This window comes from Actinomadura hibisca NBRC 15177 (assembly GCF_001552635.1).
GTDB lineage: Bacteria > Actinomycetota > Actinomycetes > Streptosporangiales > Streptosporangiaceae > Spirillospora > Spirillospora hibisca.
Genome location: NZ_BCRO01000032.1, coordinates 11,627 through 32,485, shown reverse-complemented (window position 1 = coordinate 32,485; position 20,859 = coordinate 11,627). Strand labels below are relative to the sequence as shown.

Below are 20,859 nucleotides of genomic sequence, written 5' to 3'. Positions count from 1 at the left end.
TCGCCGTCTCACCCTTCCTTCGGCCGCCAGGTGCCCCGGTCCACGTCCAGCGACTCGGGGACGTGCAGCCGCACCATGATCCGCGCCGTGCCCGCCGGGACGCCGCGCGGCGTCAGCAGCGACACCCCCGCCATCACCGCGAACGCCAGCGGCACCGACCACGCCGCGGGCTGGGCCAGCAGCGCGCCCGCCGTGCCGTCCGGCGTGCCGCCCACGATCGTCCACGACACCGCGCCGCCCGCCGTCGTCCCGCCGGTCAGCAGCCCGGCCAGCGCCCCGGCCACCGTCAGCCGCCGCCACCAGATGCCGAGCACCAGCAGCGGGCAGAACGTCGAGGCCGCCACCGCGAACGCCAGCCCCACCACGTCGGCCACCGCCAGCTCCCGCGCGGCCAGCGCCAGCGCCAGCGGCACCGCCAGCGCCAGCACCGTCGCCAGCCGGAACGACCGCACCCCGCCGCGCAGCACGTCCTGGCCGATCACCCCGGCGACCGACACCGCCAGGCCCGAGGAGGTGGACAGGAACGCCGCCACCGCGCCGCCGGTGACCAGCGCCGTCAGCAGGTCCCCGGCCGCCCCGCCCACCAGCCGCCCCGGCAGCGTCAGCACCACCGCGTCGGTGCGGCCGGTCATCAGCAACTCGGGGGCGTACATGCGGCCGAGCACCCCGTACAGGGCGGGCATCAGGTAGAACGCGCCGAGCAGCGACAGCACGATCGCGGTCGTGCGGCGTGCGGCCCGCCCGTCGGGGTTGGTGTAGAACCGCACCAGCACGTGCGGCAGCCCCATCGTGCCCAGGAACGTGGCGAGGATCAGCGAGTAGGTGCCGTACAGCGGGTTGTCGCGGCCCGACAGCGGCAGCGCCCACTCCCGGCCGGTGCGGGCGGGCAGGTCCGCCACGTGCGGCACCGCCGCGCCCGCCGGGAACGTCACGACGGCGTCCTTGCCGATCCGGTGCGTCCCGGCGGTCAGCGTGACGGGCCGGGCGCGCAGGTCCGCGCCGTCCAGCCGCCCGGTGACGGTGACCTCGGCGGGCCGCTGCACCCGCACCGCCACCTCCGCGCCGACCCGCACGGTGGTGCGCTCGGGGAACACCGGCGGCGCGTCCCGCGTCAGCCCCGACGCGCCGTCGAAGCGCCAGGCCAGCAGCATGAACACCAGCGGCACCGCCAGCGCGGTCAGCTTCAGCCAGTACTGGAACGCCTGCACCAGCGTGATGCTGCGCATCCCGCCGATCAGCACGTTGACCGCCACCACCACCGTCACCAGCGCCGCGCCCGCCCACACCGGCGTGCCCGTCGCGGTGCGCAGCACCAGACCCGCGCTCTGGAGCTGCGGCATCAGGTACAACCAGCCGATCAGCACCACCAGCGCGGTGGTGGTGCGCCGCACCGCCGCCGACCCCAGCCGCGCCTCGGCGAAGTCGGGCAGCGTGTAGGCCCCCGACCGGCGCAGCGGCGCGGCGATCAGCACCAGCAGCACCAGGTAGCCGCCGGTCCACCCGACCGGCAGCCACAACATGTCGGCCCCGTGCGCCAGGATCAGCCCGGCGATGCCGAGGAACGAGGCCGCCGACAGGTACTCCCCGCCGATCGCCGAGGCGTTGCGCAGCGGCGACACCGTGCGCGAGGCCACGTAGAAGTCGCAGGTGGTGCGGGACAACCGCGGCCCGAGCGCGCCCAGCAGCAGCGTGGCGACCAGCACCAGCGACACCGCCGCGATCCCGGACGGGGCGGTCACCGGAGCGGGTCCCGGTCCCCGGCCGCCGGGTCCGCCCCGGTCACCAGCGCCGCGAAGTCGCGCTCGTTGCGCTCGGCGTGCCGCACGTACCACCAGCCCCCCGCCACGAACGCCGGGTACATCGCCCCGGCCAGCAGCAACCACGCCAGCGGCACGCCCAGCGGCGCGACCGTCCGCGCCCGCGGGGCCGCCGCGAACAGCAGCGGCAGCCCGCCGATCGCGGCCACCGCCACCGCGCACACCAGCAGCGCCAGCCGGAACTGGGCGCGCACCAGCGAGCGCATGTACGCCTCGCCGAGGCCGGTCTGCTCGTCGATCTCCCGGGTGACCGGCGGCGCGCTCCGCCGGGGCGCGCGGGCGCGCGGGCTGGTCACCAGCACCCGGGGCGGCGGCCCGGCGGCGCCCGCCCGCCGCTGTCCGGCACCGGAACGCACGGGCCCGCCCATCGCCGCCTCCTCGTGATCCCCATGTGATCCACATCACAGACGCCTAACAGGGTGCCGACCCGGGCGGTCGGCGTCAACCTACAGCGACCGAACGGTCACGCACCGGCGATCTCCGCGACGGCGGGCGGCGCGGGTCAGGAGGCCGTCACGCCGGGGCGGTACTTGGGCACCCGCAACGTCACCTTGGTGCCCGCGCCGGGCGCGGTCTCCACCGCCAGGCCGTAGTCGTCGCCGTAGACCTGCCGCATCCGCAGGTCCACGTTGGCCAGCCCGATCCCGGCCGCCTCCCCGGACCGCTCGCCCTCGGCGTCGCTCTCGCCCGACAACACCAGGCGCAACCGCTCGGGATCCATGCCGACGCCGTCGTCCTCCACGCTGATCGTGCACTCCGACCCGGCGTCGGCGGCGACGATGCTGACGCGGCCCGCGCCCGCGCCGTCCTCCAGGCCGTGTCGCACCGCGTTCTCCACCAGCGGTTGCAGGCACAGGAACGGCACCGCCACCGGCAGCACCTCCGGCGCGATCCGCGCGGTCACCCGCAACCGCCCGTCGCCGAACCGGGCCCGTTGCAGCAGCAGGTAGCGGTCGATGGAGCGCAGCTCCTCGGCGAGGGTGGTGAAGTCGCCGTGCCGCCGGAAGGAGTAGCGGGTGAAGTCGGCGAAGTCGAGCAGCAGCTCGCGGGCCCGCTCGGGGTCGGTGCGCACGAACGAGGCGATGGTGGTCAGCGAGTTGTAGACGAAGTGCGGCGAGATCTGCGCCCGCAGCGCCCGCACCTCGGCCTCCATGAGCCGCGTCCGGGACCGGTCCAGCTCGGCCAGCTCCAGCTGCGCGTCCACCCACCGGCCGACCTGCTCCACGGCCCGGATCAGCCCGGCCGGGACGTCCTCGCCGTAGGCGGCCAGCGCGCCCACCACCCGGTCGTCGGTGGTGAGCGGGACGACGACCGCCCGCCGGATCCGGCAGTCGGCCCGGCCGCAGCCGACCGCGTCCGGCCCCAGCACGGCGGTGCGGCCGTCGGCGGCCGGGCCCCGGGCGTGCGCCGCCGCGCCGTCGCCGTGGTGGCCGCCCGCGCCGTCCCAGGCCAGCAGCCGGTCCCCGGCGGTGATCGCGACGGCGGCGGTGCCCAGCAGGGCGCGCAGGTGCCGGGCGGCCTTCTGCGCGCCCTGCTCGGTCAGCCCGGCGCGCAGCGGCGGCGCGGCCAGCGAGGCGGCGTGCAGCGTCGCGAAGGTGGCGCGGTCGGCGGGGCTGCCCAGGGGGCGGCGGCCCCGCGCGTGCAGCGCCAGCGCGGCCAGCCCGGTCGGCACCGCCCCGGTGGCCATGGCCAGCAGCACGTTCATGCCGCCACGGTAACGGGACGCGGGCGGCCGCGAGGGTCACACGGGAGCGCGGCTCGACTGCCAGGCGCGTTCGGCCAGGATCGAAGCCCCGAACATCCCGGCCCGATGCCCCAGGGCGGCCCGCGCCAACGGCGGCGGGGCGCGGAAGGTGAACCGGTCGGCCAGCCGCGCGGTCAGCGGCACCAGCAGCCGGTCGCCGCTCTCGGCCAGCCCGCCGCCCAGCACCACCACCGCCGGGTCCAGCAGCATGGTCGCCGCCGTCAGCGCGTCGGCCAGCGCGTCCAGCGCCTCGTCCCACACCCGCTGCGCCTTCCGGTCCCCGGCCTCGGCGCGCGCCAGCACGTCCTCCGCGCCCAGGGCGGTATCGCCGTAGCGGCGGGGGAGGGCGGCGGCCGAGGCGTAGACCTCCAGGCAGCCGCGCTGCCCGCACGGGCACGGCTCGCCGCCGGGCCGCACCACCATGTGCCCGATCTCGCCGCCCGCGCCGGTGGTGCCCGGATAGGGGCTGTCGCCGATCACCACGGCGGCGGCGATGCCGGTGCCCAGCGGCACGAACAGGAAGTCGCCGCGCCCCCGGCCCGCGCCGTAGGCGGCCTCGCCGAGCCCGCCGGTGCGCACGTCGTGGCCGACGCCGACCGGCATCCCGAGGCGGGCGGCGAGCAGGTCGCGCAGCGGCACGTCGCGCCAGCCGAGGTTGGCGGCGTACACGGCGGTCCCGGCGGCCTCGTCCACGATGCCGGGCACCGCGATCCCCGCGGCGGCGGGCGGGCCGCCGGGGGAGGCGGCGGCCAGGTGCTCGGCGAACGCCAGGATCTCCCCGACCACCGCGTCCGGCCCGCGCTCGCGGCCGGTCGGCCGGGCCTCGGCGGCGACCAGCGCGCCGTCGGCGGCCACCAGGCCGCCCTTCATCGAGGTCCCGCCGACGTCCAAAGCGACAAAGGTGTTCATATGCTCCCATCCGCCTCAAGGCTCAGCGGAGCATAACCGGCCGCGCCGCCGGAGACGACGCCGGAAACGGCGGAACCCCCGGGCCACAGGGCCCGGGGGTTCCGGAGATGGTGGGCGATACTGGGATTGAACCAGTGACCTCTACCGTGTCAAGGTAGCGCTCTCCCACTGAGCTAATCGCCCGTGACGTGCCCCTGGCTGGGGTCTCACGTGGAGGTGGAGACGGGATTTGAACCCGTGTACACGGCTTTGCAGGCCGTTGCCTCGCCTCTCGGCCACTCCACCAGCGAGCGGAAGACGGGATTTGAACCCGCGACCCTCACCTTGGCAAGGTGATGCTCTACCACTGAGCCACTTCCGCTTGCGGCTGCGGGGTTCCCCCCGCCTCGCAGGAACAACTCTAGCGGAATCCGGGAGTGGTTGTGCACGTCGGCGGGTAGGACTCGGAGGTTCCGCGTGCGGCCGTCCGCCGGGGTCCCGGCAACGCGAAACGGCCCCCTCCCGGAGGAGGGGGCCGTTCTGTTTCGCTGAGCGGAAGACGGGATTCGAACCCGCGACCCTCACCTTGGCAAGGTGATGCTCTACCACTGAGCCACTTCCGCCTGCCCGGGGCGTGCCCCGTGCTTGCAGGACCAACTCTAACGGATGTTGGGACCACTCGCGAAAACGTTGGGCACCGCGTGCGCCGAACGGACCGGTTCCGGGGCCGCCACCGGGGCCGCCACGGGGGCGTTCGCGGCGGTCAGCGTGGACTCGGCGTGCAGGTCGTCCCAGAAGGCCAGCTCCTCGTCCTCCTGGAGGTGGGCGATGCGGCCCCAGAACTCGCGGTCCTCGGCCTGGTGGGCGGCGGCCAGCGACAACACGGGCATGACCGTGGTGTGGGACTCGGCGTCGTCCAGGTCGGCCGGGGTGAGGCCGGTGGGCAGTTCGACGGGGACGGCGGGGCGGTGGTGCCGGCCGCGCTTGCGGACCCGGATGGGCGGCGCGGTGGGGGCCTTGGCGGCGGCGGCCTTCCCGGCGGCCAGCGCGACGGTGCCGCACAGCACGAACGCCAGCAGGCCGCCGAGCACGACCTCCTGGTTCGGCACGACCGGCCCGGGGTGCGGGGCGCCGTCCTGCTGCTGGGTGCGCACGGCCGCGGCGGGGACCTGGCCGGTGACGGCCTCGACGGGGGCGGGCGCGGCGTGCTTGGGGGTGTACTTCTGCTCGGTCTTCGGCTCGACCTTGATCTTGCCGGGGTAGCCGAAGCCGACGATCTGGTCCATGTGCCGGACCTTGCGCATCAGCTTGTAGCCGTCGGCGTTGGCCTCGATGGTGTGGATCTGCTTGCCGTCCACCCGCTCGACCAGCCCGACGTGGTCGATCTGGTCGATGTCGTCGGAGCCGTTCCAGTCGAAGAACACCAGCGCGCCGGGGACCGGCTCGGTGCCGAAGGCGTCCTGCTTGGCGAACCACTTGGCGTGCAGGACCGTCGAGGCGAACTGCCCGGCCTGCTCCTCGACCCCGGCCTTGAAGGCGGCCCAGGCGAGGAACATGTCGCACCAGGGCGCGGTCTTGAAGTAGCTGTCGTGGTCGCCGTCGACGTTGTCGGCGTACCAGTCGCCGAACTTGGTGTAGCCGTCGCCCTTCTCGGTGTAGCCGAGCTGGTCCTTGGCGATCTCCAGGAGTTTCTTGCCCACCGGGTCCGTCTGCATGCCGCTCCGTTGCTCCCCTGAGCCCGCGCGCGGGCGTGATGATGCGGGCCAGGGACGCCTGACCGCCCGGAAAGTCACCGATCAAGGTCACGTTCCGATCTCGGGGAAATGTAGCCGAGGTAAAAACCCGACGGCAAGAGCTTCCGGATGAACTGGTCGATACGGACTATGGGGGCGGTGGTCAGCGGGAGGTAGAGGTAGTTATGTGTAGCCACGGGGCAAAACGGTCACCGGGCATGGCGCGGCACGAAGCACCTTCAAGGCCACCTCGCCCAGGAACACCCGGTGCGCGGCGGCGTCCTCGCTGCTGGCGCACACCAGGATCTCGCCCGGCAGCCAGTCGGCGTCGCCCAGCGCGTCGGCCACGTCGTCGCCCTCGGCCAGCCCCGCCGACACCTCCTCGGCGGGCAGTCCGGAGGAGTCCTGCGCCAGCCGGATCGCCAGCGCCAGGTCGTCGCGCAGCCGCCCGGCGGGCGCGTCGCCGACCGCCAGGGTGAGCAGCCGCAGCGGCACCCCCAGCGTGATCGCGGCGATCGCGGCGCGGGTGACGGCCTCGTCGGCCTGCGGGCGCTGCACGTACATGACGGTGATCCGCTCTAGTCCCTGCGGAGGGGGCGCATAGCCCGACGGGGCCAGCATGACCGCCTCGGTGGCCGAGTGCAGCAGGTTGTCGGCGGTCGAGCTGACGCCGATGCGGCCGCGCGCGCCGCCGGGCGGCGAGCCCATCACGATGAGGTCCGCGCCGACCTTGCCCGCCAGCGACGACAGGCCGCGCCCGACGCTGCGGCTCTCCTGGGTGGCGAACTGGGTGGCGAAGCCGACGGCGACGCCTGCGGGCCGTTCCGCCAGCAGGCCGCCGGCCTGCTCCAGCAGGGTGTTGGCCTCCCCGGCGGCGGCCACCCGGTCGGGCGGGTAGACGGCGCCGACGGTGAGGCGGCCGTGGGTGTGCTCGACGATCGCGCCCGCCAGCGCGAGCGCCTCGCGCCCGCCGGAGTCGGGCGCGTATCCGGCCAGGACGTGTTCTCCGATCATGTCCGCATCCTTCCCGGTCCGGCCGGGGTCGATCCCCGGCGGCCTGCCGAGTCCGTCGAAGTCTGGGGTAGATTCTGCGCACCTGAGTCGTATGAGCTGTTTGGGGGAATTGTGGCTCTGGCGCGCGCGTTGCCGGATCTGGTGGCCGGCCGGTGGACCGTCGACCCGGTCCACTCGGAGATCACCTTCACCGTCCGGCACCTGATGACCACGGTGCGCGGCAGCTTCGCCGCGTTCGGCGGGGCCATCGAGGTGGGCGAGGACCTGCTCGCCTCGTCGGCGCGCGCCGAGGTCGAGATGGCCTCGCTGGACACCCGCAGCGCCGAGCGCGACGCGCACGTGCGCTCCGCCGACTTCCTGGACGTCGCGCGCTTCCCCCTGATGACCTTCGCCTCCACCGCCGTGGAGCCCGCCGCCGTCGGCCGCCGCGCCCGCCAGCCCCGCTACCACGTGGACGGCATGCTGACGGTCAAGGACACCGGCTGCCCGGTCCGGCTGCTGGCCGAGTTCCACGGCGTCGGCCCCGACCCCTGGGGCGGCACCCGCGCCGGGTTCACCGCGACCACCACGATCAGCCGCCGCGACTTCGGCATCGAGTTCAACGTCCCGCTGTAGGGCGACAAGGTGATGCTCGGCGACACGATCGCCATCCAGCTCGAAATCCAGGCGGTCCTGGAGGACCCGGCCGCCTGACCTTGTCCGACGCGTCGCCCACCCCGCCCGCGCGGTCCTGAAGGATCCCGCCGTCCGACCCGGCCAGCGCGGCACCCACCCGCCTACGTGGTTCTGGCTAGAGACGGCGTAGGCAAGCCCGTCGGCCTCGCACGCGCGGCCGTCAGTCGGCGGGCACACCCCGCGCCACCATCTGCTGCCCGTCGGCCTCGCACGCGCGGCCGTTAGGGGAGAGCAGATGAGTCGCGGGGCTTGGTGTGGGGCCTACCGGCCGCGCGCAGGCGGCCCTGTCAGGGGGCGCGTACGCCCTGGCGGGCCAAGGCCAGCAAATCGCGTGCGGGTCCGGCCGGGCGGCGGCCCGCAGGCCATACCGCGCGCAGCGGGCGGCGCAGGTCCAGGCCCGGCACCGGCACCACCACCAGGCGCCCGCCCGCCACCTCGTCGGCCACCGCCAGCTCGCTCAGCACCACCGGCCCCGCGCCCGACACCGCCGCCGCCTTCAGCGCGGTCGTCGAGCCGAGTTGCAGCAGCGGCGCCGCCGCCCCGCCGTGCTCGGCCAGCGCCCGGTCCAGCACCTCGCGGGTGCCCGAGCCCTCCTCGCGCAGGATCAGCGGCGTGCCCGCCAGCTCGTCGATCCCCACGCCGCCGCGCCGCCGCGCCCACCGGTGGCCCGGCGCGACCACCACGACCAGCCGGTCGGCCGCCACCACCGTCCCGCTCAGCCCCGACGGCGTGCGCACGCCCTCCACGAACCCGAGGTCGGCCGCCCCGCTCCGCACCACCTCGGCCACCCCCGTGGAGTTGGCCGTGCGCAGCGTCACCGCCACCTGCGGGTGCGCGGCGCGCAGGGCCAGCAGCCAGTTCGGCACCAGGTACTCGGCGACCGTCAGGCTCGCCACCACCCGCAACCGCGCGTCGCGGTCCTCGCGCAGCGCGCCGATCCCGGCCTCCAGCGCCCGCGCGGCGTCGAGCACCTGCTGCGCCCATCCCGCCACCAGCGTCCCGGCCTCGGTGGGCCGCGACCCGCGCGGCGAGCGCTCCAGCAGCGCCACCCCGACCTGCGCCTCCATCGCGCGGATGCGCGCGCTGGCGGCGGGCTGGGTGACGCCCAGCTCGGCCGCCGCCCGCCCGACGCTGCCGAGCCGCACCACCGCCAGCAGCAACTCCAGGGCCGCCAGGTCCGGCACCCGCCGCGCGACGCTCATAACCCCAGCTTATGCCCTCATAGGGCGATGACCTCTACTGATCCCGCCCGGACCGGTCCACGGTGGACACATGGTGATCTCCGAACCGTTCCGCTCCGTGGGGCCCAACTGGCACGCCTGCGTCATGGGCACCGCCATCGTGGCGACCGGCGCGCACGTGCTGCCGGTCCAGGTCCCCGGGCAGCGCGCCTTCGCGGTGACGGTCTGGGCGTTGTCGCTGGCGGTGCTGGCGCTGGTCTGCGCCGCCCGCGCCGTCCACCTGACGCGGTACCGGGAGACGGCCCGCGCCCAGCTGGACGACCCGGCCGTCGCCGTCTTCTACGGCTGCCCGCCCATGGCGCTGCTCGCCGTCGGCCACGCCACCCTGCTCGTGGGCGCGGACGTGCTCGGCGCGCGCACCGCCGTCATGCTGGACGCCGCGCTCTGGACCACCGGCACCCTGTACGGCCTGGCCGTCGCCGCCGCCGTCCCGCACCTGATGATCACCCGGCACGACCTGCGCCCCGGCAGCGCCGCCCCCGCCTGGCTGCTGCCGGTGGTGGCCCCCATGGTGTCGGCGGCGACCGGCCCCGCGCTGATCCCGCACCTGCCGCCCGGCCAGCCCCGCGCGACCCTGCTGTACGGCTGCTACGCCCTGTTCGGGCTGAGCCTGCTGGCCACGCTGGCGCTGCTGCCGGTCATCTGGGCGCGCCTGGCGCACCACGGGCTCGCCCCCGTCACCCTCACCCCGACGCTCTTCCTGGTGCTGGGCCCGCTCGGGCAGTCCACCACCGCCGTCAACCAGCTCGCCGACGCCGCCGCCGTCGCGCCCGCCTACGCCCCCGCCATGCGCGCGTTCGCGGTGCTGTACGGGGTGCCGGTGATGGGGTTCGCGCTGCTGTGGCTGGCGCTGGCCCTGGCGGCGAACGTGCGGGCGCTGCGCGCCGGGATGCCCTTCGCCATGACCTGGTGGGCCTACACCTTCCCCGTCGGCACCTGCGTCACCGGCGCGGCCGCGCTCGCCAAGCACACCGGCCTGGACGTCCTGGCGGTCCTCGCCGTCGCGCTGTACCTGCCGCTGACCGCCGCCTGGGCGGTGGCCGGGACGCGCACGCTGCGCCTTCTGACACGGGCCCCTGCGCTGAGTAATGATCCAGTCGCGAACGGTCCAAGAAAGAGTACGATGCTGATCTGACGGAGACCCCCCGCGGCGCGGCGGCGCCGGGCGGGGAGGCGACCACGAGGCGGTGGTGGTGTCGCTCATCAGCATGGAACGGCGATCGGGCCGGCTCCCGGCGGAGCTCACCAGCTTCGTGGGCCGCCGGGCCGAGCTCGCCGAGATCCGCGGCCTGTTCGGGCGCTGCCGCCTGGTGACCCTGATGGGTCCCGGCGGCGTCGGCAAGACCCGGCTGGCCGTGCGCGCGGCGGCCGCCCTGGAGGCGGCCATGGAGGACGGCGTCTGCTTCGTCGACCTGTCGGCGCTGCGCGAGCCCGGCCTGCTCGCCCAGAAGGTCGCCGAGGAGCTGGGCGTGCTCGACCAGGACCCGGCCGGCGCGCTGGACGGCCTCGCCCTGGTGCTGGCCGAGCAGCGGGTGCTGCTGGTGCTGGACACCTGCGAGCACCTGGTGGACGCCTGCGCCCTGCTGGCCGAGGTGCTGCTGCGCGCCGCGCCCGGCCTGCGGATGCTGGTCACCAGCCGTCGCCCGCTGGACGTCACCGGCGAGCACACCCTGGTCGTCGCGCCGCTGGCCCGCCCCGAGGAGGGCGGCGTGCCCGACGCCGCCGCATCCTGCGAGGCGGTGGAGCTGTTCGCCGAGCGCGCCGCTGCGGTGTCGCCCGGCTGGCGGGTCACCGACGCCAACCGCGCCGCGGTCGCGCTGCTGTGCCACCGCATGGACGGCATCCCGCTGGCCATCGAGCTGGCCGCGGTGCAGCTGCGCGCCCTGTCGGTCGAGCAGCTCGTCGAGCGCCTGGACCGCCGCATCCTGAACGTGCGCGGTCGCCGCACCGGCCTGCCGCGCCACCAGACGTTGCGCGCCGCCATCGACTGGAGCCACGAGCTGTGCACCCCGCAGGAGCGGTTGTTGTGGGCGCGGCTGTCGGTGTTCGCCGGGGACTTCGGCCTGGAGGCCGCCGAGGAGGTCTGCGGCGGCGACGACCTCACCGCCGTGCTGGACGACCTGTCCGAGCTGATCGCCAAGTCCGTCGTGCTGCGCGTCGACCGCGACGGCACCGCCCGCTACCGCATGCTCGACACCCTCCGCGAGTACGGGGCCGAGCGGCTGGAAGAGCTGGGCGAGACCGCCGCCATGCGCGACCGCGCGTTCGCCTGGTACGCCGCGCGCCTGCGCCGCGCCCACGCCGAACTCGGCACCGCCGCCCAGCCCCGCTGGCAGCACTGGTTCCGCCACGAGCACGCCAACGTGTCCGCGCTGCTGGACCACGGCATGCGCGCCGCCGACGTCGACACGCTCGTCGCGACCGCGTCGGCGCTGGGCCGCCTCCTGGCGCTCGGCGGCCTCATCGGGGAGGCGCGGCACTGGGTCACGCGCATCCTCGACAGCCGCGACCTGCGCGACGACGTCCCCGCCGAGCCGCTGGCGCTGGCCGCGCTGCTCGCCACGTTGCAGAGCGACCCGGACGGCGCGGCCGAGTGCCTGGAGCCCGCCGAGCGGCGCGCCCTGGCCGACGGCGACCGCTGCGGGCTGGCCTACGTCCGCGAGAGCCAGGGCCTCGCCGCCCTGTACGCCGGGCGCGCCGAGGAGGCCGCCCGGCTGCTGGCCGAGTCCGTCGGCCTGCACCGGCAGGCGGGCACCGACGACGTGCTGGTGCCGACCGCCACGCTGTTCCTGTCGGTCGCCTGCGCGCTGAACGGCGACATCGCGGCGGCGACGCGGCACGCCGCCGACGCCGTCGAGGCCACCGAGGCGGCGGGCGAGTTGTGGTGCCGCTCCTACGGGCAGTGCGCGCACGGCATGGCGCAGATGCTGGGCGGCGACCCCGAGCAGGCGCTGCCCTGGCTGCGTGAGGGCCTGCGCATCAAGCGCGACCTGGGCGACCGCATGGGCGTCGCGCTGGCCCTCGACATGATCGGCGCCACCCTGATCACGCTGGGCGACGCCGCCGCCGGGATGCGGCTGTTCGGGGTCGCCGACCGGCTGCGCGAGTTCACCGGCACCACGCTGTTCGGCCCGCTGCACTCGACGTTGCGGACGTTGTACGAGCAGACGGCCCGCGACAAGATCGGCGAGGACGACGCCGCGTCCGCCCTCAGGGAAGGCGTGCTGCTGGAGATGGACCGGGCCGTGGCGGTGGCGCTGGACGAGATCCCCGCGCCCGGGGCCGCCGCGGACGCCGCCCCGCCGCGCGCCGCCGACGCCGGGGACGCCGCGCCGGGCCGCCGCGAGCTGACGCCGCGCGAGCTGGAGATCGCCGGACTGGTCGCCGAGGGCCTGTCCAACCGGGAGATCGCCGACCGGCTCGTCATCGCCAAGCGCACCGTCGACTCGCACGTCGAGCACATCCTCGGCAAGCTCGACTACTCCTCGCGCGCCCAGGTCGCCGCCTGGTTCGCCCGGCTGCACTGACCGGTGGGCAAGACGAAGTAGGTATGGAAGATAGGCAGCACTACGTATGCGCCCCGTCACGTTCCGCTCTACGGTCGGATGAGGTCGGCAGAACGCCGGCGTGGGGGGCTGAGGGCGATGGCGCGGGAACGAAGAACCGGAGAGCGGACCTGCTTCGCGTGGGAGGTCGTCGAGCGGCCGCACGGATCGCAGCGGTTGGGGCCGTGCGGAGTGAGCGGCAGCAAGCCCAGCGCGGTGCGGGCGCTGACCGAGGCGCTGGGCGGCGCCGCGCCCGGCGCGGTGGGGGAGGTCTGGGAGGCCCGGCCGAGCCAGGTCCGCGCGGCGGTGTTCGTCTACGAGTCGCTGGTGGCGCGGGTGGTGCCGGACGGCCCGGAGGTGTCGGTCCAGTGGGAATGACGCTCTAGCCCGTGGCCGCCGCCGGGTGGCCGGTCCGGCGTCGTCGCGCAGCGACCCGGGTCTCCTCGGGGCGTCGGAGATGAGCTACTCGCCGGTGACACCGTCCGACAACTCGCGGACGACGTCCAGATGCCCGAGGTGGCGGGCGTACTCCTGGAGCAGGTGGAACAGGATCCAGATCAGCGACGGCGGCTGCTCGGCCCCGTCGAACCGTCCGCCGGGCGCTGCGAAGGCGTCGAGGTCCGCACCCGCCACGATCTCCCGCGAGCGCTCGCAGGTCGCCAGGAACGCCGCGCGCAGGTCGGCGAAGGTCTCGTCCTCCGGCACGTGCCAGCGGTCCTGCTCCTCGTCGCCCGGCCTGCGGTCGCCCCACGGCGCGGCGATGGGCTCGGCGAGGAAACCCCACTGCAACCAGCGGATCTCGACGTAGGTGAGGTGCTTGAACAGCTCCAGCGGCGTCCAGCCGGACGGCAGCACGCTCGCGCGCAGCCGCTCCTCGGGCACGCCGTCGAGCTTGCGCAGCAGCGCGTCCCGGTAGAAGTCGAGGTAGCCCGACAGCAGCGCGCGCGGGTCGGTGAGGGTGCCGGACGGCTCGGCCGGAGGCTCGATCGGGGTGACCATGACGGCGACCCTAATGCGTCGTCATCGCTGGTGGGCGCGCAGGTCCTTCAGCAGCAGATGGGCGTCCGGAAGCCGCGCCGCGTCCTTCGACGAGCGGTAGATGCCCCACTTGGGGGCGACCCCGGCGTTGCCATACCAGGTGGCCAGGCCGTCGCGCGCGACGTCGGCCACCACCCGCCCGGCGTCGTCGGCGACGCGCCAGCGCACCCGCCCCTCGGCCGCGTACCGGATCTCCAGCTCCACCGTGCTCCACCGGCCGCGCAGCGGCGCGAGATCGGCCGCGCCGAGCAGCACCCCGGCGTGCAGGGCGTTCAACTCGACCGTGTCGCGCCCGCCGCGCCGCCGCAACGAGATCACCAGCACCGGACGGCCCGTCCCCACCGCGAACTGCTGGTGCACGTGCGTGAACGAGGTGGTGGCCCGCAACGCCCCGGTCAGGTACCACGACCAGGAGAACCGCCAGGTCTCACCCTCGGCGGCCCGGCGCTCCCGACCGCCGATGCGCATCCCCGCGACTTCCTGCCGCTGCCGGTCGGGCAGGGTGTCCACGTCGCACGGATGGATGTCGAACCGCCACATGGTGCCGAGCGCGCGGATGTGCGGGACGCCTGGATGCGAGCCCGCCCGGTCGTCCTCGATCCGCGCGAAACCGCGCAGCCCGTCCCGCCGAGGATCAGGCGCCCACACCAGCCGACTCGCCATCAGTGCTCGTCGGGGGCCTGTAAACCCCCACCGCCGGTGGCCAGAACATAAGCGACGATCACTTGGCGGTCCTCCGCTCAGGGGACGGTCATCGTCTCAGTCGAAGGCGGTCGAACGAGGACGGACCCGCCGCCCGCGACGTGCTGGAGGGGTTCTGGCGGTCGCTGATCGTCGCCGAGCTGGACGACCGTTACATCGACGGCTTCGTGCGCCTCAGCGTGCCCGAGCCGCCCGCCGACCCCACCCCGGCGCAGGTCGTCGCCTACGCCGGGATGGTCGCGGTCGCCGCCGACCGGTCGTTGCGGCACCGGATGCGTTCGCGCGGCCGGATCAACGCCGCCGCCATCTCCGACGAGGGCCGGCTCATGGAGGGCGTCGGCGAGGCGTGCCGGATGGCCGTCCCCGTCATGGCCGGGGGAGGGGATCCCGGCCCGGCGCTGACCCGCTTCGTCGAGACGCACGCCGCCGTACGAGGCGGCTCCGACACCGCCGGTTTCCGCCGCGCCCTCCACACCGAACTGCTGCTGGACCAGGACCCGCGCCTACAGCACGCGGTGCCGTTCCCACACCTCGCGCAGGCTCGCGCCGCCGAGCAGTTCGGAGAGCACATCCGACTCGGTCGTCACGCGCGCGTTGGCGAGCGCGACCACCTCCGCCTCCAGCTCCGCGGGCACCACCACGACGCCGTCGTCCTCGGCCACCACCAGATCGCCGGGCGCGACCCGCGCCCCGCCGCACTCGACCGGCTCCTGCGCCGCCACCACGCGCATCCGCGCCCGGTAGTCGATCGGCAGCGTGCCGCGCGCGAACACCGGGAAGCCCAGCTCCAGCACCTTGGCGCGGTCGCGCGCGTACCCGTCGCACACCAGCCCCGCCGCGCCCCGGCCGAGCGCGGCGGCCGAGAACAGCTCGCCCCAGCAGGCGCTGCGCGCGCTCCCGCCGGCGGCCACCACCACGACCTCGCCGGGCCGCACGCCGTCGATGAAGTCGATCATGTCGTCGTAGGGGTCGTCGCCCGCCCGCTCGACGGGGACGAACTGCACCGTGCGGGCCCGTCCCACCGCGCGCATGCCCTCGCGCAGCGGCCGGATCGCGGCGGCCAGCACCTGGCGGCGCGCCCCGGCCGCGTCCAGCGAGTCGGCGACCTGGGCGGCCGCGGCGCGCGGGTCCAGCCCGCCGGTGCCCTCAGCGGATGACATGGCCCCGCCCCGGCTGGAAGGCGTACTTCCGCTCGATCTCCGGCGTCAGCGTGACGCCGAGGCCCGGCGCGGCCGGCGGCGCGACGTGCGAATCGCCGAGGGCCAGCGGCTCGTCCATCAGCTCCTCGCGCAGCGGGTTCGGCAGCGTGCACAGCTCGATCAGGTCCATGCCGGGCGTGGCGAACGCGGTGTGCACGCTCGCCATCAGGTTCACCCCCGTGGACCAGATGTGCGGAACGCAGTCCAGGCCGCGCCCGAACGCCTCGGCCGCGATCCGCCGGAACTCCACCGGACCGCCGACCATGCCCACGTCGGGCTGCACGACGTCGGCCCCGCCGTGCTCCATCAGCCGCTCGAACTCCTGCCGCGTGGAGTAGCTCTCCACCCCCGACACCGGCACCTCCAGCTCCTTGCGGGCGGCGGTGTAGCCCGCCACGTCCTCGGCCCGGCACGGCTCCTCGTACCAGCGCGGCCCGTACCGCTCCAGATGACGGCCGACCTTCAGCACGTCCTCCAGCGGCCACGGCGCGCCCGCGCAGCCCTGCACCGCGTCCAGCACGAACCGCGTCTCCGGCCGCAGCGCCGCCAGCACCCGGTCCACCAGGCCGATCGTGCGCTCGGGGCCGGTCATCGCGCGGAATTTCACGGTCGTGAAACCCCGTGCCTCCATGTCGGCGCACCAGGCGACGACCTGCTCCTCGTCCACGCCCAGGCCGCCGCTGGCGTACACCTCGATCCGCTCGTGCGCCAGGTCGCCCAGCAGCTCGCGCATCGGCACGCCGCGCGCCTTGCCGACCGCGTCGAAGCAGGCGACCTCCACGGCCGCGACGACGCCCGCCGCCACGCCGCCGCGCGCCCAGAACGCGGTGCGGTCGCGCAATGCGTCGCCGACGGCGCCCGGCTCGTCGATGTCCAGGCCCACGGCGTAGCGGCGCAGCGCCTCCACCACGCCCGGCACGGCGAGCGCGCCCATGATGCCCTGCGCGACCTCGCCGACGCCGGTGACGCCGGTGTCGGTGGTGATCTCCACCAGCGCCGCGTCCCAGGTCTCGATGCGGCCGCCCACCCACTCCAGCGCGGGCCCCGGCCCGGTGTGGTCATGGCTGAGCAGGATGGGCCGCAGCCCAGTGATCTTCACGTCGTCCCTCCCTTTCGGCGCCCTCACCGTACGGGCGGCGGCGGAGCGACGGCAACAGATTGGCCCGACCAATTTGCCTCACCCTCTAGACCGGACGCCATGAAAGTGGTGAGAATCGGGCTGAGAGCAGCAGATTGGTAGGGCTAATCGGGGTAGCCCGCGATCCCCACGGAGTGCCCATGACAGTGCGCAGACGCAGTGGCCGCCGCCGCGGCACGGCCGCCGCGACCGCCGGGGTGATGGCGGCGACGCTGGCCGCCGTCCCCCTCGGCGCCCCGGCGGCCGGCGCGGCCCCCGCCCGCCGCGGCCCGGCCCCCGGCCAGGTGACCGTCCCCCTGGCCTTCGACAACGACGGCATCGCCAGCGACGCCGCGCCCAAGGACGGCAGCCTCGCCGACGGCTGGAACTACGCCGCCGACGACATGCCCGCCAAGGGCCGGGTCACCCTGGGCGGCGTCGCCTACGACTGGCCCGGCCAGGCCACCGGGGCCAAGAACAACCTCGTCGCCAACGGCCAGACCATCGACATCCCCGACGGCCGCTACCTGGAGGCCGGCCTCCTGGCCGCCGCCACCTGGGGCGAGACGACCGGCCCCGTCACCGTCACCTACACCGACGGCAGCACCTCGCGGGTCCAGCTGACCGTGCCCGACTGGGCGTCGCAGGGCGGCGTCATCGTGGCGCGCAACCGCTTCGCGCCCGACGGCGGCAAGTCGGCGTTCGGCGGCGGCGTCTTCGCCCGCCCGGTCGCCTTCGACCAGCGCCGCGTCGCGACCTCCATCACGCTGCCGCCCGCCCCGGCGGGCAAGGCCCGCGCGCACGTGTTCGCGCTCAGCCTCCAGCCGCTCGGCCAGGGCGTGGTGCCCAGGGTGCGGGCCGCCCGCGCCGGGACCCGGATGCTCAAGCCCGGCGTGCAGGCCGCCGACGTGACCGTGCAGAACGTCGGCGACGCCTGGGTCACCCCGGCGCGCCCGCTGACGGTCACGGTGACCGGCCCCGGCGTCACCACCAGGCAGGCCGCCGTCATCACCGCGCTGCCGCCGGGGGAGGAGGCCCGCGTCCAGGTCGGCATCGCCCCGACCGGCGGCGTCGCGAACGTCACCGGCACCGTCACCGTCACCCTCGACGGCCAGGCGGCCGACACCCTCGCCGTCCCGATGACGGTCGGCGTCGGCGACTACACCGCCGACAACGCCTCGCTGAACAGGCACGAGGCCCCGCAGTGGTTCAACGACCAGAAGTTCGGCGTCTTCATCGTCTGGGGCCCCTACTCGGTGCCCGCGTGGGGCCCGGTGCCCTCCTACGCCGAGTGGTACTGGAACGCGATGAACCGCAAGGACTCGCCGACCTACAAGCACCACCGCGACACCTACGGCACCGCCAAGTCCTACGACTCGTTCGTCAACGAGATCGGGGCGAAGTTCAACCCGCGCGACTGGCTCGGCCTGGTGCGCGACAGCGGCGCCAAGTACTACGTGTTCACCTCCAAGTTCCACGACGGCTGGGCGATGTACGACAGCGCCGTCACCGGCCGCGACACCGTGGACCAGGGGCCGCGCCGCGACTTCGTCAAGGAGCTGGTGGACACCAACCGCGCCGAGTTCCCCGAGATCAAGAGCGGCCTCTACTACTCGCTGCTGGAGTGGTACCACAAGGGCTACAGCGACGACCCGGCCCAGCCCAGCAACCCCTACACCGGTGAGAAGCTGCCCTACACCGGCGCGCCCGAGGTGGCGAGCTTCCCCCGGGACCACATGATCCCGCAGATGACGGAGATCACCCAGAAGTACCGGCCGGACATCGTGTGGTGCGACGGCGGCTGGAACAAGCCCACCGACTGGTGGCAGACCTCCGGCTGGCTGGCCAGGTGGTTCAACGAGGCCAAGGCCCGGGGCCAGGAGGTGACCGTGGACGACCGCTGCGTCACCCACGGGGACTACACCACCCCCGAGTACTCCAAGCCGCCGAACACCATCGTGCGCAAGTGGGAGGCCAGCCACGGCATCGGCCACTCCTACGGCTACAACCAGAACGAGAAGCCCGCCGACTACCAGAGCTCCGACCAGCTCGTGGACGACCTGGTGGACATCGTCAGCAAGAACGGCAACCTGCTGCTGGACATCGGCCCGGCCGGCGACGGCACCGTCCCGCAGGTCATGCGGGACCGGCTGACCGACATCGGCGCGTGGTTGCGCGTCAACGGCCCGGCGATCTACGGCACCACCTACTGGAACCGGGGCGGGGCCGAGGACGGCGACGTGCGCTTCACCGTCAAGCAGAACGAGGCCCTGTACGCGACCTCGCTCACCGACCCCGGTCCGCAGCTCACCCTGACCGCGCCCGTGCCGGTCAAGGCGGGCACGACGATCCAGATGCTCGGGTCCACCAAGGCGCTGACCTACCGCCAGGAGGGCGGCAAGCTGATCATCGACGTCCCCGAGGAGGTCCGCAGGACCGGCAAGTACGCCTGGTCGTTCAAGATCTCACTCTGACCCGTGCGGTCACGCCGCCCCCGGACGCGGGCCCGGGGGCGGCCCCACGCCGTCCGGCGGGGACCCCGCGCCCGGGAGCACCCGCTCGGGCGCGTCGCGGAAGAACGCCTCGACCGCCGCGATGTGCGCGCCCGCCACGGCCGCCGCGCGGGTGGCGTCGCGGTCGCGCAGCGCCTGGTAGATCGCCTCGTGCTCGCCGATGGACCGCGCGAACACTCCCTGGTCGGCGTGCCCGCGCCACACCCGCGCGCGCAGCGTCCGCCCGCTCAGCGCGCCGATCAGCGCAGCCAGCACGGCGTTCCCGGCGGCCTCGGTGACGATCTCGTGGAAGCGCACGTCGGCGGCGACCACCTCGTCCACGCTGCCGTCGCCGCGCTGCGGGTCGTGCCGCATCTCCTCCAGGCAGGCGGCCAGCGCGGCGAGCTGCGCGTCGGTGATGTGCGCGGCGGCCTGGGCGGCGGCGGCCGACTCCAGCACCCGCCGCACCGACAGCAGGTCCAGCACGGTGGCGGCCGGGGACAGCTCCACCAGCATCGCGACCGCGTCCAGCAGCAGGTGCGGGGCGAGGCTGGTGACGTAGGTGCCGTCGCCCTGCCGCGCCTCCAGCACGCCGAGCAGGGTGAGCGCCCGGATCGCCTCGCGCAGCGAGCTGCGCGAGACCCCGAGCCGCGCCGCGAGGTCGCGTTCGGTGGGCAGCCGCTGCCCGGCCGTGAACTCGCCTGCGACGATCATCGTCTTGAGCCGGTCGATCGTCTCCGTGATCACCGAGCCGCGCTTGTCCATGCGCGCCAGCGTAGGGCTCCCGCCCGCCCGGCCGGGCCGTCCGGCGGCGCGGCGCTCAGTCCCACTCGCCGATGTTGGAGCGCAACCAGTCCTCGACCTCGCTCACGTGCACCGACGCGGCGGCGCGCGCGGCCTCGGGGTCGCGCGCCAGCAGCGCGCGGTAGATGCGCTCGTGCTCCAGCCGCATCCGGCCGAGCGCCCCGGCGTCGCGGTGCCCGCGCCACACGCGGGCGCGGAAGGTGCGGGTGGACAGGCCCGCGACGATGGCCTCCAGCGCCGGGTTGCCCGCCGCGCCCACGATGGTCTGGTGGAAGGCGAGGTCGGCGGCGATGATGTCCTCCACCCGCTCGCAGGCGGCCATCCGGTCCAGGTGGGAGCGCACGGTCTCCAGCGTCGCCTCGTCGATGCGGGCGGCGGCGATGGCGGTGGCGGCGGGCTCCAGGATGCGCCGGATCTGGAGCAGGTCCACCAGCGAGGAGCCGCGCGAGATCTCGGCGACCACCCCGAAGGTCTCCAGCAGGTCCTTGGGTTCGAGCCGGGTGACGTAGATGCCCGCGCCGTGCCGCGCCTCCAGCACGCCCATCACCGTCAGCGCGCGGATCGCCTCGCGCATGGAGCTGCGCGACAGGCCGAGCTCGGTGGCGAGGTCGCGCTCGGTGGGCAGCCGCTGGCCGGGCGCCAGCTCCCCGGCGGCGATCTTGTGCTTGATCTCCTCGATGGCCCGATGGGTGACCGTGGTCCGGCCCCCGCTGTCGTCCGTCACCGCGCCGCTCCCTCCGCTGGGTGCTGCCATCCTGCCGTAGCGCCGAGAGGTCATACCAATAAACGTAAGTAACAACTTTGTTACGGGGTATTGCGAGGAAGTATCCCCATAGTGGTCTGATGTCTC

At 74.6% G+C, this 20,859-nt stretch carries 19 protein-coding genes and 4 tRNA genes; 5 read left to right on the top strand and 18 right to left on the bottom strand.

The genetic code is table 11. From position 1 onward, the window contains the following. Positions 1 to 8 precede the first annotated feature (8 nt). From AH6_RS16600 to AH6_RS16555, 10 genes are all read right to left on the bottom strand, one after another. Positions 9 to 1,739 (bottom strand): sodium/solute symporter, encoded by a 1,731-nt coding sequence (locus tag AH6_RS16600; protein ID WP_067480492.1) that lies wholly within the window; start codon positions 1,737 to 1,739, stop codon positions 9 to 11. Next, positions 1,736 to 2,185: a hypothetical protein gene (locus AH6_RS16595; protein ID WP_067480489.1), complete on the bottom strand. Its 450-nt coding sequence runs from the start codon at positions 2,183 to 2,185 to the stop codon at positions 1,736 to 1,738. The genes AH6_RS16600 and AH6_RS16595 overlap by 4 nt, the downstream gene beginning before the upstream one ends. A 134-nt stretch (positions 2,186 to 2,319) precedes the next feature. Continuing rightward, on the bottom strand, positions 2,320 to 3,522 hold the full coding sequence (locus AH6_RS16590; protein WP_067480486.1) for a sensor histidine kinase: 1,203 nt from the start codon (positions 3,520 to 3,522) through the stop codon (positions 2,320 to 2,322). Positions 3,523 to 3,558: 36 nt separating this feature from the next. After that, positions 3,559 to 4,470 (bottom strand): ROK family protein, encoded by a 912-nt coding sequence (locus AH6_RS16585; protein WP_067480483.1) that lies wholly within the window; start codon positions 4,468 to 4,470, stop codon positions 3,559 to 3,561. A 108-nt stretch (positions 4,471 to 4,578) separates the two neighbouring features. Next, a tRNA-Val gene (locus AH6_RS16580) sits at positions 4,579 to 4,653 on the bottom strand. A 28-nt stretch (positions 4,654 to 4,681) separates the two neighbouring features. Continuing rightward, positions 4,682 to 4,755 (bottom strand) — tRNA-Cys (locus AH6_RS16575). 4 nt (positions 4,756 to 4,759) lie between these two features. Beyond that, positions 4,760 to 4,831: transfer RNA gene (locus AH6_RS16570), tRNA-Gly, on the bottom strand. Between the two features lie 169 nt (positions 4,832 to 5,000). Next, positions 5,001 to 5,072 (bottom strand) — tRNA-Gly (locus AH6_RS16565). A 36-nt stretch (positions 5,073 to 5,108) separates the two neighbouring features. Continuing rightward, entirely contained in the window at positions 5,109 to 6,164 is a 1,056-nt protein-coding gene (locus AH6_RS16560) for a CHAP domain-containing protein (protein ID WP_067480480.1), read from the bottom strand. Between the two features lie 201 nt (positions 6,165 to 6,365). Next, the gene (locus AH6_RS16555) at positions 6,366 to 7,196 is read right to left on the bottom strand and encodes a universal stress protein (protein WP_067480477.1); all 831 of its coding nucleotides are present in this window, start codon (positions 7,194 to 7,196) and stop codon (positions 6,366 to 6,368) included. Positions 7,197 to 7,307: 111 nt separating this feature from the next. On the opposite strand from AH6_RS16555, the gene AH6_RS16550 reads away from it, so the two are divergent. Further along, positions 7,308 to 7,811: a YceI family protein gene (locus AH6_RS16550; protein ID WP_083982956.1), complete on the top strand. Its 504-nt coding sequence runs from the start codon at positions 7,308 to 7,310 to the stop codon at positions 7,809 to 7,811. Between the two features lie 347 nt (positions 7,812 to 8,158). Here AH6_RS16550 and AH6_RS16545 read toward each other — a convergent pair whose 3' ends face one another. After that, the gene (locus tag AH6_RS16545) at positions 8,159 to 9,073 is read right to left on the bottom strand and encodes a LysR family transcriptional regulator (protein ID WP_067480474.1); all 915 of its coding nucleotides are present in this window, start codon (positions 9,071 to 9,073) and stop codon (positions 8,159 to 8,161) included. A 70-nt stretch (positions 9,074 to 9,143) separates the two neighbouring features. Here AH6_RS16545 and AH6_RS16540 point away from each other — a divergent pair, with 70 nt between their 5' ends. The 3 genes from AH6_RS16540 to AH6_RS16530 all read left to right on the top strand — a co-directional run bounded on the left by AH6_RS16540 (position 9,144) and on the right by AH6_RS16530 (position 13,035). Next, on the top strand, positions 9,144 to 10,247 hold the full coding sequence (locus AH6_RS16540; RefSeq protein ID WP_067480471.1) for a TDT family transporter: 1,104 nt from the start codon (positions 9,144 to 9,146) through the stop codon (positions 10,245 to 10,247). 73 nt (positions 10,248 to 10,320) lie between these two features. After that, positions 10,321 to 12,639, top strand: coding sequence for a LuxR C-terminal-related transcriptional regulator (locus tag AH6_RS16535; RefSeq protein WP_067480581.1), 2,319 nt, complete (start codon positions 10,321 to 10,323; stop codon positions 12,637 to 12,639). A gap of 210 nt (positions 12,640 to 12,849) precedes the next feature. After that, entirely contained in the window at positions 12,850 to 13,035 is a 186-nt protein-coding gene (locus AH6_RS16530; RefSeq protein WP_067480468.1) for a hypothetical protein, read from the top strand. 84 nt (positions 13,036 to 13,119) lie between these two features. On the opposite strand, the gene AH6_RS16525 is transcribed toward AH6_RS16530, so the two are convergent. The 5 genes from AH6_RS16525 to AH6_RS16510 form a co-directional block, all read right to left on the bottom strand. Next, complete coding sequence (locus tag AH6_RS16525) at positions 13,120 to 13,656, bottom strand: DinB family protein (protein ID WP_067480465.1); 537 nt, start codon at positions 13,654 to 13,656, stop codon at positions 13,120 to 13,122. 21 nt (positions 13,657 to 13,677) lie between these two features. Then, positions 13,678 to 14,358 carry a hypothetical protein gene (locus tag AH6_RS16520; RefSeq protein ID WP_067480462.1) on the bottom strand — a complete coding sequence of 227 codons (681 nt, stop codon included), beginning with the start codon at positions 14,356 to 14,358 and terminating at the stop codon, positions 13,678 to 13,680. Positions 14,359 to 14,435: 77 nt separating this feature from the next. Next, the gene (locus AH6_RS43785) at positions 14,436 to 14,870 is read right to left on the bottom strand and encodes a hypothetical protein (protein ID WP_157431521.1); all 435 of its coding nucleotides are present in this window, start codon (positions 14,868 to 14,870) and stop codon (positions 14,436 to 14,438) included. 30 nt (positions 14,871 to 14,900) lie between these two features. After that, entirely contained in the window at positions 14,901 to 15,557 is a 657-nt protein-coding gene (locus tag AH6_RS16515; protein WP_067480459.1) for an RraA family protein, read from the bottom strand. After that, positions 15,544 to 16,695 carry a mandelate racemase/muconate lactonizing enzyme family protein gene (locus AH6_RS16510; protein ID WP_067480456.1) on the bottom strand — a complete coding sequence of 384 codons (1,152 nt, stop codon included), beginning with the start codon at positions 16,693 to 16,695 and terminating at the stop codon, positions 15,544 to 15,546. Before AH6_RS16510 ends, AH6_RS16515 begins: the two co-directional genes overlap by 14 nt. Before the next feature lie 179 nt (positions 16,696 to 16,874). Between AH6_RS16510 and AH6_RS16505 the strand changes: the two genes are divergently transcribed. Further along, positions 16,875 to 19,187 carry an alpha-L-fucosidase gene (locus tag AH6_RS16505; protein WP_157431520.1) on the top strand — a complete coding sequence of 771 codons (2,313 nt, stop codon included), beginning with the start codon at positions 16,875 to 16,877 and terminating at the stop codon, positions 19,185 to 19,187. A gap of 9 nt (positions 19,188 to 19,196) precedes the next feature. Here AH6_RS16505 and AH6_RS16500 read toward each other — a convergent pair whose 3' ends face one another. Both AH6_RS16500 and AH6_RS16495 read right to left on the bottom strand, forming a co-directional pair. Further along, positions 19,197 to 19,970 carry a FadR/GntR family transcriptional regulator gene (locus tag AH6_RS16500; RefSeq protein WP_067480450.1) on the bottom strand — a complete coding sequence of 258 codons (774 nt, stop codon included), beginning with the start codon at positions 19,968 to 19,970 and terminating at the stop codon, positions 19,197 to 19,199. A 55-nt stretch (positions 19,971 to 20,025) separates the two neighbouring features. Next, a complete protein-coding gene (locus AH6_RS16495) occupies positions 20,026 to 20,733 on the bottom strand; it encodes a FadR/GntR family transcriptional regulator (protein WP_067480447.1) in 708 nt (235 codons plus the stop codon). Positions 20,734 to 20,859: the final 126 nt, after the last annotated feature.

Excerpts from the sequence above, each read along its gene's own strand:
- AH6_RS16585 (WP_067480483.1), bottom strand. The coding sequence starts at position 4,470 with ATGAACACCTTTGTCGCTTTGGACGTCGGCGGGACCTCGATGAAGGGC.
- AH6_RS16505 (WP_157431520.1), top strand. The coding sequence starts at position 16,875 with ATGACAGTGCGCAGACGCAGTGGCCGCCGCCGCGGCACGGCCGCCGCG.
- AH6_RS16555 (WP_067480477.1), bottom strand. The coding sequence starts at position 7,196 with ATGATCGGAGAACACGTCCTGGCCGGATACGCGCCCGACTCCGGCGGG.
- AH6_RS16560 (WP_067480480.1), bottom strand. The coding sequence starts at position 6,164 with ATGCAGACGGACCCGGTGGGCAAGAAACTCCTGGAGATCGCCAAGGAC.
- AH6_RS16595 (WP_067480489.1), bottom strand. The coding sequence starts at position 2,185 with ATGGGCGGGCCCGTGCGTTCCGGTGCCGGACAGCGGCGGGCGGGCGCC.
- AH6_RS16545 (WP_067480474.1), bottom strand. The coding sequence starts at position 9,073 with ATGAGCGTCGCGCGGCGGGTGCCGGACCTGGCGGCCCTGGAGTTGCTG.
- AH6_RS16500 (WP_067480450.1), bottom strand. The coding sequence starts at position 19,970 with ATGGACAAGCGCGGCTCGGTGATCACGGAGACGATCGACCGGCTCAAG.
- AH6_RS16535 (WP_067480581.1), top strand. The coding sequence starts at position 10,321 with ATGGAACGGCGATCGGGCCGGCTCCCGGCGGAGCTCACCAGCTTCGTG.
- AH6_RS16520 (WP_067480462.1), bottom strand. The coding sequence starts at position 14,358 with ATGGCGAGTCGGCTGGTGTGGGCGCCTGATCCTCGGCGGGACGGGCTG.
- AH6_RS16590 (WP_067480486.1), bottom strand. The coding sequence starts at position 3,522 with ATGAACGTGCTGCTGGCCATGGCCACCGGGGCGGTGCCGACCGGGCTG.
- AH6_RS16525 (WP_067480465.1), bottom strand. The coding sequence starts at position 13,656 with ATGGTCACCCCGATCGAGCCTCCGGCCGAGCCGTCCGGCACCCTCACC.
- AH6_RS16540 (WP_067480471.1), top strand. The coding sequence starts at position 9,144 with ATGGTGATCTCCGAACCGTTCCGCTCCGTGGGGCCCAACTGGCACGCC.
- AH6_RS16515 (WP_067480459.1), bottom strand. The coding sequence starts at position 15,557 with ATGTCATCCGCTGAGGGCACCGGCGGGCTGGACCCGCGCGCCGCGGCC.